We start from the raw sequence: 16432 nt of genomic DNA, 5'->3' as shown, positions 1-16432 counted from the left end.
CATGGGACTCGAAGAAAAGCTGCCGAGCGGCTTCCTGCTGACCACCGTCGAGCAGGCCGCGGGCTGGGTGCGCAAGGCCTCGGTCTTCCCCGCCACGTTCGGCCTCGCCTGCTGTGCCATCGAGATGATGACCACCGGCGCGGGCCGCTACGACATGGCGCGCTTCGGCATGGAGGTCTTCCGGGGCTCGCCGCGCCAGGCGGACCTGATGATCGTCGCCGGCCGGGTGAGCCAGAAGATGGCGCCGGTGCTGCGGCAGGTCTACGACCAGATGCCGAACCCCAAGTGGGTGATCTCCATGGGGGTCTGCGCCTCCTCCGGCGGCATGTTCAACAATTACGCCATCGTCCAGGGCGTCGACCACATCGTGCCGGTCGACATCTACCTCCCCGGCTGCCCGCCCCGGCCGGAGATGCTGCTGGACGCGATCCTCAAGCTCCACCAGAAGATCCAGAGCTCCAAGCTCGGCGTGAACGCCGAGGAAGCGGCCCGCGAGGCGGAGGAAGCGGCGCTCAAGGCGCTGCCCACCATCGAGATGAAGGGGCTGCTGCGGTGAGCGAGGCGAACGGCAACGGAGTCAACCCGGAGAAGGACCTCTCCGCGGAGAACCTCCCGGGCCAGCGCGGCCAGGGCGGTGAGGAGATCCGCGTCCAGCGCGGCATGTTCGGCGCCGACAACGGCGGCGACACCTCCGGCTACGGCGGCCTGGTCCGCTCGATCCGGCTCCCGGGACCGGCGAGCCGCCCCTACGGCGGCTGGTTCGACGAGGTCGCCGACGAGCTGGAGGGCGCGCTGGAGGAACAGGGCCTGGTCCCCGGCAACGCCATCGAGAGGACCGTCGTCGACCGCGACGAACTGACCTTCCACATCGAGCGCGAGCACCTCGTCCGCGTCGCCCGCACCCTGCGCGACGACCCGGCCCTGCGCTTCGAGCTGTGCACCGGCGTCAGCGGCGTGCACTACCCGAACGACAAGGGGCGCGAGCTGCACGCCGTCTACCACCTGCGCTCGATCACCCACAACCGGGTGATCCGCCTGGAGGTCAGCGCCCCCGACAGCGACCCGCACATCCCGTCGCTGTTCTCCGTCTATCCGACGAACGACTGGCACGAGCGCGAGACGTACGACTTCTTCGGAATCGTCTTCGACGGCCACCCGGCCCTGACGCGGATCATGATGCCGGACGACTGGCAGGGCTTTCCGCAGCGCAAGGACTATCCCCTCGGCGGCATCCCCGTCGAGTACAAGGGCGCCCAGATCCCGGCTCCGGACCAGCGGAGGTCGTACTCATGAGCACTTCGCACGCCTCCCCTCGCGAGACCACCGAGGGCACCGTCTACACGGTCACCGGCGGCGACTGGGACGACGTCGTCCAGTCCGCGGCCCGCACCGACGACGAGCGCATCGTCGTCAACATGGGCCCACAGCACCCGTCCACGCACGGCGTGCTCCGCCTGATCCTGGAGATCGAGGGCGAGACCGTCACCGAGGCCCGCTGCGGAATCGGTTACCTGCACACCGGCATCGAGAAGAACCTCGAGTACCGGACGTGGACGCAGGGCACCACGTTCGTGACGCGCATGGACTACCTGACGCCGTTCTTCAACGAGACGGCGTACTGCCTCGGCGTCGAGAGGCTCCTCGGCATCGAGGACCAGGTCCCGGACCGCGCCACGATCATCCGCGTGCTCCTGATGGAGCTGAACCGGCTGGCGTCGCACCTGGTGTGCATCGCCACCGGCGGCATGGAACTCGGCGCCACCACGATCATGATCTACGGATTCCGTGATCGTGAACTCATTCTCGACATCTACGAGATGATCACCGGCCTGCGGATGAACCACGGGTACATCCGCCCGGGCGGACTCGCCCAGGACCTGCCGCCCGGCGCGGTGGACCAGATCCGCGAGTTCGTGAAGAAGATGAAGAAGAACCTCCCGGAGTACGACAAGCTCGCCACCGGGAACCCCATCTTCAAGGCCCGTATGCAGGACGTCGGTTATCTCGACCTGACCGGCTGCATGGCCCTCGGCGCGACGGGCCCGATCCTGCGCTCCACCGGCCTCCCGCACGACCTGCGCAAGGCCCAGCCGTACTGCGGCTACGAGACCTACGAGTTCGAGATCCCGACCGCCGACACCTGCGACTCCTACGGCCGCTTCCTCATCCGGCTGGAGGAGATGCGCCAGTCCCTCCGGATCGTCGAGCAGTGCCTGGACCGGCTCCAGCCGGGCCCGGTCATGGTCGCCGACAAGAAGATCGCCTGGCCCGCCCAGCTCGCCCTGGGCCCCGATGGACTCGGCAACTCCCTCGACCACATCAAGAAGATCATGGGCACCTCCATGGAGGCCCTGATCCACCACTTCAAGCTGGTCACCGAGGGCTTCCGCGTCCCACCGGGACAGGCGTACGTGGCGGTCGAGTCACCCAAGGGCGAACTCGGGGTGCATGTCGTCTCCGACGGCGGCACCCGCCCCTACCGGGTCCACTTCCGCGACCCGTCCTTCACCAACCTTCAGGCCATGGCGGCGATGTGCGAGGGCGGCCAGGTCGCCGACGTCATCGTCGCCGTCGCGTCCATCGACCCCGTGATGGGAGGCGTCGACCGGTGACCACATCGTCTTCCGAGCGGGGCGTCAGCCTGGGCATGCCCGAACTGCCCGCACCCGCCTACCCGGACGACGTCCGGGCCCGTCTGGAGACGGACGCGCGCGACATCATCGCCCGCTACCCCGACTCCCGGTCCGCCCTCCTGCCGCTGCTGCACCTCGTGCAGTCCGAGGAAGGGCACGTCACGCGCACCGGCATGCGGTTCTGCGCGGACGTCCTCGGCCTGACCACGGCCGAGGTCACCGCCGTCGCCACCTTCTACACCATGTACCGCCGCAAGCCGAGCGGCGACTACCAGGTGGGGGTGTGCACCAACACCCTGTGCGCCGTCATGGGCGGGGACGCGATCTTCGAGGAGCTCCAGGAGCACCTCGGCGTCGGCAACGGCGAGACCACCGGCGACGGCAAGGTCACCCTGGAGCACATCGAGTGCAACGCGGCCTGCGACTTCGCGCCGGTCGTGATGGTCAACTGGGAGTTCTTCGACAACCAGACCCCCGCCAGCGCCAAGAGCCTCGTCGACGACCTGTGCGCGGGACGGCCGGTCACGCCCACCCGCGGGGCGCGCATGTGCACCTTCAAGGAGACCGCCCGGGTCCTGGCCGGCTTCCCCGACGAGCGGGACGGGGCCGTGGAGTCCGGGGGAAGCGCGGGACCCGCCTCCCTGGTCGGTCTGAAGCTCGCCAAGGGCGAGGTCTCTCCCGCGCGCGTGGTGCACCCGCGCGGTGAGGCGGCCCGCACCGGGCCACCGCACGACCCGTCACCGACGGAGCACTTGAGCTCGCACGACGCGCCGCAGGACACGTCGGCCTCCGACCCGGCCCACCCGGCCGGGCCCACCGCCGAGGAGGGGGAGTGATGACCTTGGCACCCGAGCTGAAGGACACCAGCCCCGAGAAGCTGCTCGCACCGGTGCTGTCGGCCTTCTGGGACGAGGACAGGTCCTGGACGCTGGACGTCTACCGGCGCCACGACGGCTACGAAGGGCTGCGCAAGGCGCTCGCCATGTCGCCGGACGACCTGATCGCATACGTCAAGGACTCCGGTCTGCGCGGGCGCGGCGGCGCGGGCTTCCCCACGGGCATGAAGTGGCAGTTCATTCCCCAGGGGGACGGAAAGCCGCACTATCTGGTGGTCAACGCCGACGAGTCGGAGCCCGGGACGTGCAAGGACATCCCGCTCCTCTTCGCGAACCCGCACAGCCTCATCGAGGGCATGATCATCGCGTGTTACGCCATCAGGTCGTCGCACGCCTTCATCTATCTGCGGGGTGAAGTCGTCCCCGTTCTGCGGCGCTTGCACTCGGCCGTGCGCGAGGCCTATGAGGCGGGCTTCCTCGGCGAGAACATCCTGGACAGCGGACTCGACCTCGACATCACCGTGCACGCGGGCGCGGGTGCGTACATCTGCGGTGAGGAGACCGCGCTGCTGGACTCGCTCGAAGGCCGCCGGGGCCAACCGCGGCTTCGCCCTCCCTTCCCCGCCGTCGCGGGCCTCTACGCCTGCCCGACCGTGGTGAACAACGTCGAATCGATCGCGTCGGTTCCCGCGATCCTGCAGCGGGGCAAGGAATGGTTCCGGTCGATGGGGAGTGAGAAGTCGCCCGGCTTCACGCTCTACTCCCTGTCCGGCCATGTCGCCAGCCCCGGCCAGTACGAGGCGCCGCTCGGCATCACGCTCCGTCAGCTCCTCGACATGAGCGGCGGGATGCGCCCCGGGCACCGCCTCAAGTTCTGGACGCCGGGCGGCTCCTCGACCCCGATGTTCACCGACGAGCACCTCGACGTCCCTCTTGACTACGAAGGAGTGGGCGCCGCGGGTTCCATGCTCGGCACCAAAGCCCTCCAGTGCTTCGACGAGACGACCTGCGTGGTCCGGGCCGTCACGCGCTGGACCGAGTTCTACGCCCACGAGTCCTGCGGCAAGTGCACGCCCTGCCGCGAAGGGACCTACTGGCTCGTGCAGTTGCTGCGCGACATCGAGGCCGGCAAGGGACAGATGTCCGACCTCGACAAGCTGAACGACATCGCCGACAACATCAACGGCAAGTCCTTCTGCGCCCTCGGCGACGGCGCCGCCTCGCCGATCTTCTCCTCGCTGAAGTACTTCCGCGAGGAGTACGAGCAGCACGTCACGGGCCGGGGCTGTCCCTTCGACCCGGCCAAGTCGACGGCCTGGGCCGACCGCACGGAGGTGAACGCATGACCGTGACCACCAACGCTCCCTCAGGCGGGGGAGAGGCAGTGGTCCCGCCGGAGGACCTCGTGTCGCTGACGATCGACGGCGCCGAGATCAGCGTGCCCAAGGGCACCCTGGTCATCCGGGCCGCCGAGCAGCTCGGCATCGAGATCCCCCGGTTCTGCGACCATCCCCTGCTCGACCCGGCCGGCGCGTGCCGCCAGTGCATCGTCGAGGTCGAGGGCCAGCGCAAGCCCATGGCGTCCTGCACCATCACCTGCACCGACGGGATGGTGGTCAAGACCCACCTCACCTCCCCGGTCGCCGAGAAGGCCCAGAAGGGTGTGATGGAGCTCCTGCTCATCAACCACCCGCTGGACTGCCCGGTCTGCGACAAGGGCGGTGAGTGCCCGCTGCAGAACCAGGCCATGTCGCACGGCGACGCCGAGTCCCGCTTCGAGGGCCGCAAGCGGACCTACGAGAAGCCCGTGCCGATCTCCACGCAGGTGCTCCTCGACCGCGAGCGGTGCGTACTGTGCGCCCGCTGCACCCGGTTCTCCAACCAGGTCGCGGGCGACCCCATGATCGAGCTGATCGAGCGGGGCGCGCTCCAGCAGGTCGGTACCGGCGAGGGCGACCCGTTCGAGTCGTACTTCTCCGGCAACACCATCCAGATCTGCCCGGTCGGCGCGCTGACCTCGGCGGCGTACCGATTCCGCTCCCGCCCCTTCGACCTGGTCTCCTCCCCGTCGGTGTGCGAGCACTGCTCCGGCGGCTGCGCCACGCGCACCGACCACCGGCGCGGCAAGGTCATGCGGCGCCTCGCGGCCGACGACCCCGAGGTCAACGAGGAGTGGATCTGCGACAAGGGGCGGTTCGGGTTCCGGTACGCGCAGCAGCGCGACCGGCTTGAGACGCCGTTGGTGCGCAACGCCGAGGGCGAGCTGGAACCGGCCTCCTGGCCCGAAGCGCTGCAGATCGCGGCCCAAGGGCTGCTGGCCTCCCGGGGCCGCACAGGAGTCCTGACCGGCGGCCGCCTCACCGTCGAGGACGCGTACGCGTACAGCAAGTTCGCGCGGGTGGCGCTCGACACCAACGACATCGACTTCCGGGCACGCGTGCACAGCAGCGAGGAGGCCGACTTCCTCGCGGCCGAGATCGCCGGGCGCGGCCGGGACCTCGACGGCACGGGCGTCACCTACACCGCGCTGGAGAAGGCACCCGCCGTCCTGCTGGTCGGCTTCGAGGCGGAGGAGGAGGCGCCCGGCGTCTTCCTGCGGCTGCGCAAGGCCTGGCGGGGCCACGGGCAGAAGGTGTACTCCCTGGCCACGCACGCCACGCGCGGTCTGGAGAAGGCCGGTGGCACGCTGCTGCCGGCCGCGCCCGGCACCGAGACCGAGTGGCTGGACGCGCTCGCGAGAGGCGCCGGCCTGGAGGACGACGGCGCGCTCGCCGCCGAGGCACTGCGCACCGAGGGCGCGGTCATCGTCGTCGGCGAGCGGCTGGCCGCCGTGGCCGGCGGGCTCACCGCCGCCGCCCGCACGGCCTCCGCGACCGGCGCCCGGCTGGTGTGGATCCCGCGCCGGGCCGGGGAGCGCGGTGCGATCGAGGCGGGCGCGCTGCCGTCGCTGCTGCCGGGCGGACGCCCGGCCACCGACCCGCGCGCGCGGGACGAGGTCGCCGCCGTCTGGGGCGTCGCCGGTCTCCCGCACCGCTACGGCCGTGACACCGGCCAGATCGTGGAGGCCGCCGCGACCGGAGAGCTCCAGGCGCTGCTGGTGGCGGGCGTGGAGGTCGCCGACCTGCCCGACCCGGCACGCGCGCGTGCGGCGCTGGACGAGGTGGGCTTCCTGGTCTCGCTGGAACTGCGGCCGAGCGAGGTCAGCCGCAAGGCCGATGTCGTCCTGCCCGTGGCCGCGGTCGCCGAGAAGGCCGGCACCTTCCTCAACTGGGAAGGCCGAATCCGCTTCTTCGAGGCGGCGCTCAAGCCCGACCAGATGACCCGCCGTTCGGCACCCACCGACGCGCGCGTGCTGCAGATGCTGGCCGACGCCATGGACGTCCACCTCGGACTGCCGGACCTGCGCACCGTGCGCGGCGAGATCGACCGGCTCGGCGCCTGGGACGGCCCGCGGGCCGGCGAGCCCCTGGAGACCGCGGCCGCGCTGCCGAGGCCGGCCGCCGGTGAAGCCGTCCTCGCGGGACACCGGCTGCTGCTCGACCAGGGCGTCCTCCAGCAGGGCGACGAGGCACTCGCCGGAACCCGGCACGCCGCTCGCGCGCGGCTGTCGTCCGCGACGGCCGCCGAGGCGGGCGTCGAGAACGGCGACCTGCTCGCGGTCACCGGCCCCCAGGGGGTCGTGGAACTCCCGCTCCAGATCAGCGACATGCCCGACCGGGTGGTGTGGCTGCCGCTGAACTCCACCGGCGGCGGCGTCGCCTCCGACACCGGGGCGCGGCCCGGCTCCCTCGTCCGCGTCGGCCCGGCGACGCTCGCCGGCGAGGCCCCCAAGGAGGTGGAGGCATGAGCCCCCAAGGAGGCGGCGGCATGAGCCCTTTCCTCGCCGCTGAAGACCTCTCGATGTTCGGCACCGACCCCTGGTGGCTGGTCGCCGTCAAGGCGGTGTTCTGCTTCGCCTTCCTGATGGTGACCGTGCTGATCTCCATCGTCATGGAGCGCAAGGTCGTGGCCTGGATGCAGCTGCGCATCGGCCCCAACCGGCACGGGCCGTGGGGCATGCTCCAGTCGCTCGCCGACGGCGTCAAGCTGATGCTGAAGGAGGACGTGATCGTCAAGCGCGCGGACAAGGTGGTGTACGTCCTCGCGCCGGTCATCGCGGCCATCCCGGCCTTCATGGCGATCGCGGTGATCCCCTTCGGCCCGGCCGGCAACGAGATCTCGATCTTCGGCCAGCGCACCACGATGCAGCTCACCGACCTGCCGGTCGCGATGCTCTACATCCTGGCCATCGGCTCCCTGGGGGTGTACGGCTTCGTCCTGGGCGGCTGGTCCTCCGGATCGACGTACCCACTGCTCGGCGGGATCCGATCGTGCGCCCAGATCATCTCGTACGAGATCGCCATGGGTGCCTCCATCGCCGCGGTGTTCCTCTACTCCGGCTCGATGTCGACATCGGCGATCGTCGGAGCCCAGGAGGACCGCTGGTACTTCCTCCTGCTCCCGGTCTCGTTCCTGGTCTACATGGTGACGATGATCGGTGAGTCCAGCCGGGCCCCGTTCGACATGCCGGAGTCCGAGGGCGACCTGGTCGGCGGCTTCAACACCGAGTACAGCTCCATCAAGTTCGCGATGTTCATGCTCTCCGAGTACATCCACATGGTCACCGTCTCGATGATCGCGGTGACGCTGTTCCTCGGAGGCTGGCGTGCCCCCTGGCCCGTCAGCACCTTCTGGGAGGGCGCGAACCACGGCTGGTGGCCGATGCTCTGGTTCGTCGTCAAGCTCCAAGTGCTCATCTTCTTCTTCATCTGGCTGCGCGGCACGCTCCCGCGCGTCCGCTACGACCAGCTGATGAAGCTCGGCTGGAAGGTCCTCATCCCGGTCTCGCTGGTCTGGCTGATGCTCGTCGCGAGCGTGCGGGCCTTCCGGAACGAGGGCTACGACTTCGCCGACATCGCCCTCTACGTGGGCGGCGGTGTCCTCGCCCTGCTCCTGCTCTCCTTCGTCGCCGACATCTTCCGCGAGAAGGCCAAGAAGGCCGAACAGCCGGCCGAGACCCCGGCCGCCTTCGACCCGATGGCGGGCGGATTCCCCGTACCGCCGCTGCCCGGACAGGAACTACCGCCGGTCCCGCGCCGCCGCTCGCGCCGTGAGCGGGAGCTGATTGTCAGTGGCGGGCCCGATACTCAGAGTGACGGACCTCTGGGCGGATCTACGGATGGAAAGGAGGCGTCCGATGGCTGAGGAACTCGAGCGTTCGAAGGCTGAGGAACCCAAGGACACCAAGCCCGGTTTCCAGAACCCCGTGGCCGGCTTCGGCGTGACCTTCAAGGCCATGTTCAAGAAGCGGCTGACCGAGCAGTACCCGGAGCAGCAGAAGACCACGGCCCCGCGCTTCCACGGACGGCATCAGCTCAACCGCCATCCGGACGGCCTGGAGAAGTGCGTCGGCTGTGAACTGTGCGCCTGGGCCTGCCCCGCCGACGCGATCTACGTGGAGGGCGCGGACAACACCGAGGAGGAGCGCTACTCGCCCGGCGAGCGGTACGGCCGCGTCTACCAGATCAACTACGCCCGCTGCATCCTGTGCGGCCTGTGCATCGAGGCCTGCCCCACCCGCGCGCTCACGATGACCAACGAGTTCGAGCTGGCCGACTCCAGCCGCGCCAACCTCATCTACACCAAGGAGCAGCTGCTCGCCGGTCTGGAAGAGGGCATGGTCGACACGCCCCACGCCATCTACCCCGGCACGGACGAGCAGGACTACTACCGGGGCCTGGTGACGGAGGCCGCGCCCGGCACCGAGCAGCAGGTCGCCCATTCCAAGGGCGAGGTGGTGCAGGAGGCCGACTCGACCTTCGGCGGGACCGAACCCGCGTCGGACGAGGTGATCGGCCGATGACCGCCCAGCTCGCCGCCTACTCCACCTCCACCGGAGAGGCCGTCCAGTTCTGGATCCTCGGCACCGTCGCGGTGATCGGCGCCCTGGGCACCATCCTCATGAAGAGGGCCGTGCACAGCGCGCTCTGCCTCGCCGGCACCATGATCATCCTGGCGGTGTTCTACCTCGCCAACGGCGCCTACTTCCTGGGCGTCGTCCAGATCATCGTCTACACCGGCGCGATCATGATGTTGTTCCTGTTCGTGGTGATGCTCGTCGGCGTCACCGCGGCGGACTCCCTGAAGGAGACCATCAAGGGCCAGCGCTGGCTGGCCGCGATGTGCGGGCTCGGCTTCGGCGTCCTGCTGGTCGCCGGGATCGGCAACGCCTCCCTGACGGAGTTCAACGGCATCGGCCAGGCGAACGCCGGGGGCAATGTGGAGGGCCTGGCCGCCCTCCTGTTCACCAGGTACGTCTTCGCGTTCGAGATCACCGGCGCCCTGCTCATCACGGCCGCCGTCGGTGCCATGGTGCTCACTCACCGCGAGCGCACCGAGCGGGCCAAGACGCAGCGGGAGCTCGCCGAGGAGCGCGTGCGCGAGGGCAGGCAACTGCCGCCGCTGCCGGCGCCCGGTGTGTACGCCCGGCACAACGCGGTCGACATCGCGGGCCTGCTGCCCGACGGCACCCCGTCCGACCTCACCGTCAGCAAGACGCTGCGCGAGCGCGGCCAGATCCGCGATGTGTCGCGGGAGGCGCTCAACGACCTCAAGGCCCTGGAGCAGCGGTCCGAGGAGCGCCTGGAGCGCAGGGCGGTCGGGCCGGCGAAGTTCCAGCGGTCCGAGGAGGCGTCGAAGTGAACCCGGTCAACTACCTCTATCTCGCGGCCCTGTTGTTCACGATCGGCGCCACCGGCGTGCTGATCAGGCGCAACGCGATCGTCGTGTTCATGTGCGTCGAGCTCATGCTCAACGCCTGCAACCTCGCGTTCGTCGCCTTCTCCCGGATGCACGGCAACCTCGACGGCCAGATCATCGCCTTCTTCACGATGGTCGTCGCCGCCGCCGAGGTCGTGGTCGGGCTGGCGATCATCGTGTCCCTGTTCCGTGCCCGCCACTCGGCCTCGGTCGACGACGCCAGCCTGATGAAGCTGTAAGGGGTCGGAAGAATCGTGGAGAACCTCATTGCGCTGCTGGTGGCGGCGCCCCTGCTCGGAGCGGCGGTCCTGCTGTGCGGCGGACGGCGGCTGGACGCCGTCGGCCACTGGCTCGGCACCCTGCTCGCGGCCGTCTCCTTCGTGCTCGGCCTGGTGCTGTTCACCGACATGCTGGGCCGGGACGCCGAGAACCGCGTCCTGAGCCAGCACCTGTTCAGCTGGATCCCGGTCGAGGGTTTCCAGGCGGACGTCGCCTTCCAGCTCGACCAGTTGTCCATGACGTTCGTGCTGCTGATCACGGGCGTCGGATCGCTGATCCACCTGTACTCGATCGGGTACATGGAGCACGACGAGCGGCGCCGCCGCTTCTTCGGCTATCTGAACCTGTTCCTCGCGGCGATGCTGATCCTCGTCCTCGCCGACAACTACCTGCTGCTGTACGTCGGCTGGGAGGGCGTCGGTCTCGCCTCCTACCTGCTGATCGGCTTCTGGCAGCACAAGCCCAGCGCCGCCACGGCCGCGAAGAAGGCCTTCCTGGTCAACCGCGTCGGCGACATGGGCCTGTCCATCGCGATCATGCTGATGTTCCTGTGGTTCGGCACCTTCGCCTTCGGGCCGGTGCTCGGCGGCCACGGGGAGGCCGGGCTGGCCGGTGCCGCCGGTGAGGACAAGCTGACCGCGATCGCGCTGATGCTGCTGCTCGCCGCGTGCGGCAAGTCCGCCCAGGTGCCGCTGCAGTCCTGGCTCGGGGACGCCATGGAGGGCCCGACCCCGGTCTCGGCCCTCATCCACGCCGCGACGATGGTGACGGCGGGCGTCTACCTGATCGTCCGCTCCGCGGCCGTCTTCAACGGCGCCCCGGACGCGCAGCTGGTCGTCACCATCGTCGGCGCGGTCACGCTGCTGTTCGGTGCGATCGTCGGTTGCGCGAAGGACGACATCAAGAAGGCCCTGGCCGGCTCGACCATGTCGCAGATCGGCTACATGATCCTCGCCGCGGGTCTCGGCCCCATCGGCTACGTCTTCGCGATCATGCACCTGGTGACGCACGGCTTCTTCAAGGCCGGTCTGTTCCTCGGCGCCGGTTCCGTCATGCACGGCATGAACGACGAGGTCGACATGCGCCGCTACGGCGGACTCCGGAAGTACATGCCGGTCACCTTCGTCACCTTCGGCCTCGGCTACCTGGCGATCATCGGCTTCCCGGGCCTTTCCGGGTTCTTCTCCAAGGACAAGATCATCGAGGCGGCGTTCGCCAAGGGCGGCACCGAGGGCTGGATCCTCGGCGCCTGCGCCCTGCTCGGCGCGGCCATCACCGCGTTCTACATGACGCGCGTGATGCTGATGACCTTCTTCGGCGAGGAGCGCTGGCGCAACGCCCCGACCCCGTCGCCGGCCGAGCCCGACGTGGAGCCCGCCGCCCAGACGCGCGGCGAGTACACACCGCCGCATCCGCACGAGTCGCCCAAGGTCATGACGATCCCGATGATCGTGCTGGCCGTCGGGTCGGTGGCCGGCGGCGCGTTCTTCAGCATCGGCGACCGGTTCCTGCACTGGCTGGAGCCGATCACCGGGCACAGCCACGGCAATCCGCCGATCAGCGCGGGCGTGGTCACCGGCGCGACCGTCGCGTGCATGGTCATCGGTGTCGCCCTCGCCTGGGCCCAGTACGGCCGCCGCCCGGTCCCGGCCGTCGCCCCGCGTGGCTCGCTGCTCACCCGGGCCGCCCGGCGTGACCTGCTCCAGGACGACTTCAACCACGTCGTCCTGGTTCGCGGCGGCGAGCACCTCACGCGGTCCCTGGTCTACGTCGACCACACCCTGGTCGACGGCGTCGTCAACGGCACGGCGGCCTCGGTCGGCGGCCTGTCCGGGCGGATGCGCAGGCTGCAGAACGGCTTCGCCCGCTCCTACGCGGTCTCGATGTTCGGGGGTGCGGCGGTCATCGTCGCCGCGACCCTGCTGATGAGGGCGGTCTGATACCGATGTCCTTTCCTCTGCTGACAGTGACAGCGGCGCTCCCGGCCGTCGGGGCGATCGCCACCGCCGCCGTCCCGGCCGCGAAGCGCACCGCGGCCAAGTGGCTGGCGCTGTTCTTCTCGCTCGCCACGCTCGCCCTGGCGATCGTCGTCCTGGTGCGCTTCGACCCGGGCGGCGACCGCTACCAGCTCACCGAGTCCCACGCCTGGATCGCCGACTTCGGCGTCCGCTACGAACTGGGCGTGGACGGCATCGGCGTGGCGCTCATCGCGCTCACGGCGCTGCTGATCCCGTTCATCATCCTCGCGGGCTGGCACGACGCCGACCCGCTGGAGACCGGCAGCAGCCGGTGGCGGCCGACGCAGGGCTTCTTCGCCCTGATCCTCGCCGTCGAGGCGATGGTGATCCTCTCCTTCGAGGCCACCGACGTCTTCCTCTTCTACATCTTCTTCGAAGCCATGCTGATCCCGATGTACTTCCTCATCGGCGGCTTCGGGGACCGTGCCCACGAGCACGGCGAGAAGGCGGCGGCGACCCAACGGTCGTACGCGGCGGTGAAGTTCCTGCTCTACAACCTGGCCGGCGGTCTGATCATGCTGGCCGCGGTGATCGGCCTGTACGTGGTCGCCGGGAACTTCTCGCTCCAGGAGATCGCCGAGGCCCGTGCCAACGGCACGCTCGACATGGCGACCAGCACCGAACGCTGGCTGTTCCTCGGCTTCTTCTTCGCGTTCGCGGTGAAGGCGCCGCTGTGGCCGCTGCACACCTGGCTGCCCAACGCCATGCAGGAGTCCACCGCCCCGGTCGCCGTGCTCATCACGGCGGTCGTCGACAAGGTCGGCACCTTCGCGATGCTCCGCTTCTGCCTCCAGCTCTTCCCGGAGGCCAGCAAGTGGGCCACGCCCGCCATCCTCGTCCTCGCCCTGATCAGCATCATCTACGGGGCGCTGCTGGCGGTCGGACAGCGGGACATCAAGCGGCTGATCGCCTACGCGTCGATCTCCCACTTCGGCTTCATCATCATGGGCATCTTCGCCATGACCAGCCAGGGCCAGTCCGGGGCGACGCTCTACATGATCAACCACGGCATCTCGACGGCCGCGCTGATGCTGGTCGCGGGCTTCCTGATCTCCCGGCGCGGCTCGCGGCTCATCGCCGACTACGGCGGAGTGCAGAAGGTCGCCCCGGTGCTCGCCGGCATGTTCCTGATCGGGAGCCTCGCGACCCTCTCCCTGCCGGGGCTGGCGCCGTTCGTCAGCGAGTTCCTGGTCCTGGTCGGCACGTTCACGCGCTACCCGGTGATCGGCATCATCGCCACGTTCGGCATCGTCCTCGCCGCGCTCTACACCCTCGTCCTCTACCAGCGGACGATGACGGGCCCGGTGAAACCGGAGGTCTCCGCGATTCCGGACCTCCGGGTCCGTGAGCTCGTGGTCGTCGCCCCGCTGGTCGTCCTGCTGATCTTCCTGGGCGTCTACCCGAAGCCCCTCACACAGATCATCGATCCGGCGGTCAAGCAGACCATGTCCGACGTCCAGAAGAAGGACCCCCAGCCCGAGGTGGAGGCGGCCAAGTGAGCGCAACAGCCGTCCACAGCCTGTGGACAACCGCGGCCGAACCGATCTCGAAGATCGACGCGCCGAAGATCGAATACGGGCAGCTCGCCCCCACTCTGATCATCGTCGGTGCGGCGATCGTCGGGATCCTGGTCGAGGCGTTCGTCCCGCGCAGATCGCGCTACTACGTCCAGATGTTCGTCTGCGTGGTCGCGATCGCGGCCGCCTTCGCGGCGGTCGTGGCGCTCGCGGCCGACGGGTACGGCACCACCAAGGCGCAGATCGCGGCGATGGGCGCGATCGCCGTCGACGGACCGGCCCTGTTCCTGCAGGGCACGATCCTGCTGGCGGCCCTGGTGGGCCTGTTCACCTTCGCCGAGCGGCGCCTGGACCCGGTGGTGCACGGCAACCGCGTCGACTCCTTCGCCGCGCAGGCCGCCGCCGTGCCGGGCAGCGAGAGCGAGAAGGCCGCGGTCAAGGCCGGGTTCACCACCACCGAGGTGTTCCCGCTGCTGCTGTTCGCCGTCGCCGGCATGCTGATCTTCCCGGCGGCCAACGATCTGCTGACGCTGTTCGTGGCGCTGGAGGTCCTCTCCCTGCCGCTGTACCTGCTGTGCGCCCTGGCCCGCCGCAAGCGGCTCATGTCGCAGGAGGCGGCGGTCAAGTACTTCCTGCTCGGCGCCTTCGCCTCCGCCTTCACCCTGTTCGGCATCGCACTGCTCTACGGCTACGCGGGCTCGATGTCGTACGCCACGATCGCGCAGGTCGTCGAGGGCACCGTGCAGGACGTCAACCCGGCGCTCGCCGACACCATGGGCAACGACGCACTGCTGCTGATCGGCGCCGCGCTGCTGGTGATGGGTCTGCTGTTCAAGGTGGGCGCGGTGCCGTTCCACATGTGGACGCCGGACGTGTACCAGGGCGCTCCGACGCCGGTGACCGGCTTCATGGCGGCGGCCACGAAGGTGGCGGCGTTCGGCGCGCTGCTGCGACTGCTGTACGTCGTCCTGCCCGGTCTGCGCTGGGACTGGCGGCCGGTCATGTGGGCCGTCGCCATCGTCACCATGCTGGGCGGTGCGATCGTCGCGATCACCCAGACCGACATCAAGCGGCTGCTGGCGTACTCGTCGATCGCGCACGCGGGGTTCATCCTCGCGGGTGTCATCGCGACCACGCCCGACGGCGTTTCGTCGGTGCTGTTCTACCTGGCGGCGTACTCGTTCGTGACGATCGGCGCCTTCGCGGTGGTCACCCTCGTCCGCGACGCGGGCGGTGAGGCGACGCACCTGTCCAAGTGGGCGGGCCTGGGTCGCAGGTCCCCGCTGGTGGCGGCCGTGTTCGCGGTGTTCCTGCTGGCCTTCGCGGGCATTCCGCTGACGTCCGGCTTCGCCGGGAAGTTCGCCGTGTTCAAGGCGGCGGCGGAGGGCGGGGCCGCCCCGCTCGTCGTCATCGGTGTGATCTCGTCGGCGATCGCGGCGTTCTTCTACATCCGCGTCATCGTGCTGATGTTCTTCAGCGAGCCGCGGCCGGAGGGCCCGACGGTGGCCGTGCCGTCGCCGTTGACGATGACGGCGATCGGGGTGGGCGTGGCGGTCACGCTGGTGCTCGGTGTGGCGCCGCAGTACTTCCTGGACCTGGCGGGTCAGGCGGGCGTGTTCGTCCGCTGACCCCGCTTACACGAAGGCCACGGCCCGGTACCTCCCGCAGGGGTACCGGGCCGCGGCTTGTCCAGGCCTATTGCGTCCTGTCCCGGCGCGCCCGGATCTGAGTGAGGTCCAGGTCTGCCGGGAACGGAACGTCCACCTTCATCCGCTCGCGGAAGATGTTGGTGCCGGTGTAAGCGCCCGTGGTCGGCTCCAGCTCGAAGACATGCACCGCAGCGCGCCCGTTCTCGTTCTCGACCCGCCAGTAGTGCGGAATCCTGGCCCGCGCGTACTTCAGGGGCTTGGTCTCGCGGTCGCGGGAGACGGAGTCCTCGGAGACGACCTCGATGGCCAGGAGCACAGCGCCCGCGGGAAACCGGGTCTGATCAGGGTCTTCCACTATTGAACTCGCGGAACACTTCGAGATCCGCGGGTGCCAGAGACTGCAGCTGCCACTTGAAGAAGTCGATGGCACGCTCGTGGAAGATGGTTTGCGGACTCACGAAGACGAGACTGCCGTCGATCAGCTCCGTGTGCGGAGGAAGATTCGGGAGGCGGTCCAGGTCGTCGGCGGTCCAGCCGCCGTCCGGCGGGGTCGGCCAGGTGGGCTTGGACGCCTGCGGTGCGACGCTCATCAGTGCTCCCATGGGACGGAGTCTCGCGGGTGCATTCAGACTATCCGCCGGAAACGGGCAGGTCTCCTGCGAACGTGTGTACGGCGATCGTGTCCTTGACGCAGGTGTACCG

Annotated in this window: 13 protein-coding genes and 1 pseudogene; 13 read left to right on the top strand and 1 reads right to left on the bottom strand. The window is 69.3% G+C overall.

Annotated elements, in window-relative coordinates; translation table 11 throughout:
* The first annotated feature begins 1 nt into the window (after position 1).
* Genes ABTX62_RS14950 through nuoN form a run of 13 tightly spaced genes read left to right on the top strand, consistent with a single transcriptional unit; the run spans position 2 to position 15709 of the window.
* Complete coding sequence (locus ABTX62_RS14950; RefSeq protein ID WP_352116550.1) at positions 2 to 556, top strand: NuoB/complex I 20 kDa subunit family protein; 555 nt, start codon at positions 2 to 4, stop codon at positions 554 to 556.
* Complete coding sequence (locus ABTX62_RS14945) at positions 553 to 1293, top strand: NADH-quinone oxidoreductase subunit C (RefSeq protein WP_352116549.1); 741 nt, start codon at positions 553 to 555, stop codon at positions 1291 to 1293. The genes ABTX62_RS14950 and ABTX62_RS14945 overlap by 4 nt, the downstream gene beginning before the upstream one ends.
* Positions 1290 to 2612: an NADH-quinone oxidoreductase subunit D gene (locus ABTX62_RS14940; protein WP_352116548.1), complete on the top strand. Its 1323-nt coding sequence runs from the start codon at positions 1290 to 1292 to the stop codon at positions 2610 to 2612. The genes ABTX62_RS14945 and ABTX62_RS14940 overlap by 4 nt, the downstream gene beginning before the upstream one ends.
* Positions 2609 to 3469 carry an NADH-quinone oxidoreductase subunit NuoE gene (gene nuoE / locus ABTX62_RS14935; RefSeq protein ID WP_352116547.1) on the top strand — a complete coding sequence of 287 codons (861 nt, stop codon included), beginning with the start codon at positions 2609 to 2611 and terminating at the stop codon, positions 3467 to 3469. The genes ABTX62_RS14940 and nuoE overlap by 4 nt, the downstream gene beginning before the upstream one ends.
* Complete coding sequence (gene nuoF, locus ABTX62_RS14930; RefSeq protein WP_502997951.1) at positions 3469 to 4815, top strand: NADH-quinone oxidoreductase subunit NuoF; 1347 nt, start codon at positions 3469 to 3471, stop codon at positions 4813 to 4815. Before nuoE ends, nuoF begins: the two co-directional genes overlap by 1 nt.
* Entirely contained in the window at positions 4812 to 7316 is a 2505-nt protein-coding gene (locus ABTX62_RS14925; RefSeq protein WP_352116545.1) for an NADH-quinone oxidoreductase subunit G, read from the top strand. The genes nuoF and ABTX62_RS14925 overlap by 4 nt, the downstream gene beginning before the upstream one ends.
* Before the next feature lie 20 nt (positions 7317 to 7336).
* Positions 7337 to 8713, top strand: coding sequence for an NADH-quinone oxidoreductase subunit NuoH (gene nuoH / locus ABTX62_RS14920; protein ID WP_352116658.1), 1377 nt, complete (start codon positions 7337 to 7339; stop codon positions 8711 to 8713).
* On the top strand, positions 8706 to 9371 hold the full coding sequence (gene nuoI / locus ABTX62_RS14915) for an NADH-quinone oxidoreductase subunit NuoI (protein ID WP_352116544.1): 666 nt from the start codon (positions 8706 to 8708) through the stop codon (positions 9369 to 9371). The genes nuoH and nuoI overlap by 8 nt, the downstream gene beginning before the upstream one ends.
* On the top strand, positions 9368 to 10210 hold the full coding sequence (locus ABTX62_RS14910) for an NADH-quinone oxidoreductase subunit J (RefSeq protein WP_352116543.1): 843 nt from the start codon (positions 9368 to 9370) through the stop codon (positions 10208 to 10210). The genes nuoI and ABTX62_RS14910 overlap by 4 nt, the downstream gene beginning before the upstream one ends.
* Positions 10207 to 10506: an NADH-quinone oxidoreductase subunit NuoK gene (gene nuoK / locus ABTX62_RS14905; RefSeq protein ID WP_062928520.1), complete on the top strand. Its 300-nt coding sequence runs from the start codon at positions 10207 to 10209 to the stop codon at positions 10504 to 10506. Before ABTX62_RS14910 ends, nuoK begins: the two co-directional genes overlap by 4 nt.
* A 15-nt stretch (positions 10507 to 10521) precedes the next feature.
* Positions 10522 to 12486 (top strand): NADH-quinone oxidoreductase subunit L, encoded by a 1965-nt coding sequence (gene nuoL / locus ABTX62_RS14900; protein ID WP_352116542.1) that lies wholly within the window; start codon positions 10522 to 10524, stop codon positions 12484 to 12486.
* Between the two features lie 5 nt (positions 12487 to 12491).
* Entirely contained in the window at positions 12492 to 14063 is a 1572-nt protein-coding gene (locus tag ABTX62_RS14895; RefSeq protein WP_352116541.1) for an NADH-quinone oxidoreductase subunit M, read from the top strand.
* A complete protein-coding gene (nuoN, locus tag ABTX62_RS14890; protein ID WP_352116540.1) occupies positions 14060 to 15709 on the top strand; it encodes an NADH-quinone oxidoreductase subunit NuoN in 1650 nt (549 codons plus the stop codon). Before ABTX62_RS14895 ends, nuoN begins: the two co-directional genes overlap by 4 nt.
* 67 nt (positions 15710 to 15776) lie before the next feature.
* On the opposite strand, the pseudogene ABTX62_RS14885 reads toward nuoN, so the two are convergent.
* A pseudogene (locus ABTX62_RS14885) lies at positions 15777 to 16320 on the bottom strand (Uma2 family endonuclease).
* Positions 16321 to 16432 lie beyond the last annotated feature (112 nt).

It is taken from the genome of Streptomyces sp. NPDC096046, from assembly GCF_040303285.1.
In the GTDB taxonomy this organism is placed as follows: domain Bacteria; phylum Actinomycetota; class Actinomycetes; order Streptomycetales; family Streptomycetaceae; genus Streptomyces.
The sequence above is the reverse complement of the archived record's forward strand: the minus strand, read 5'-3'. Positions and strand labels throughout refer to the sequence as shown.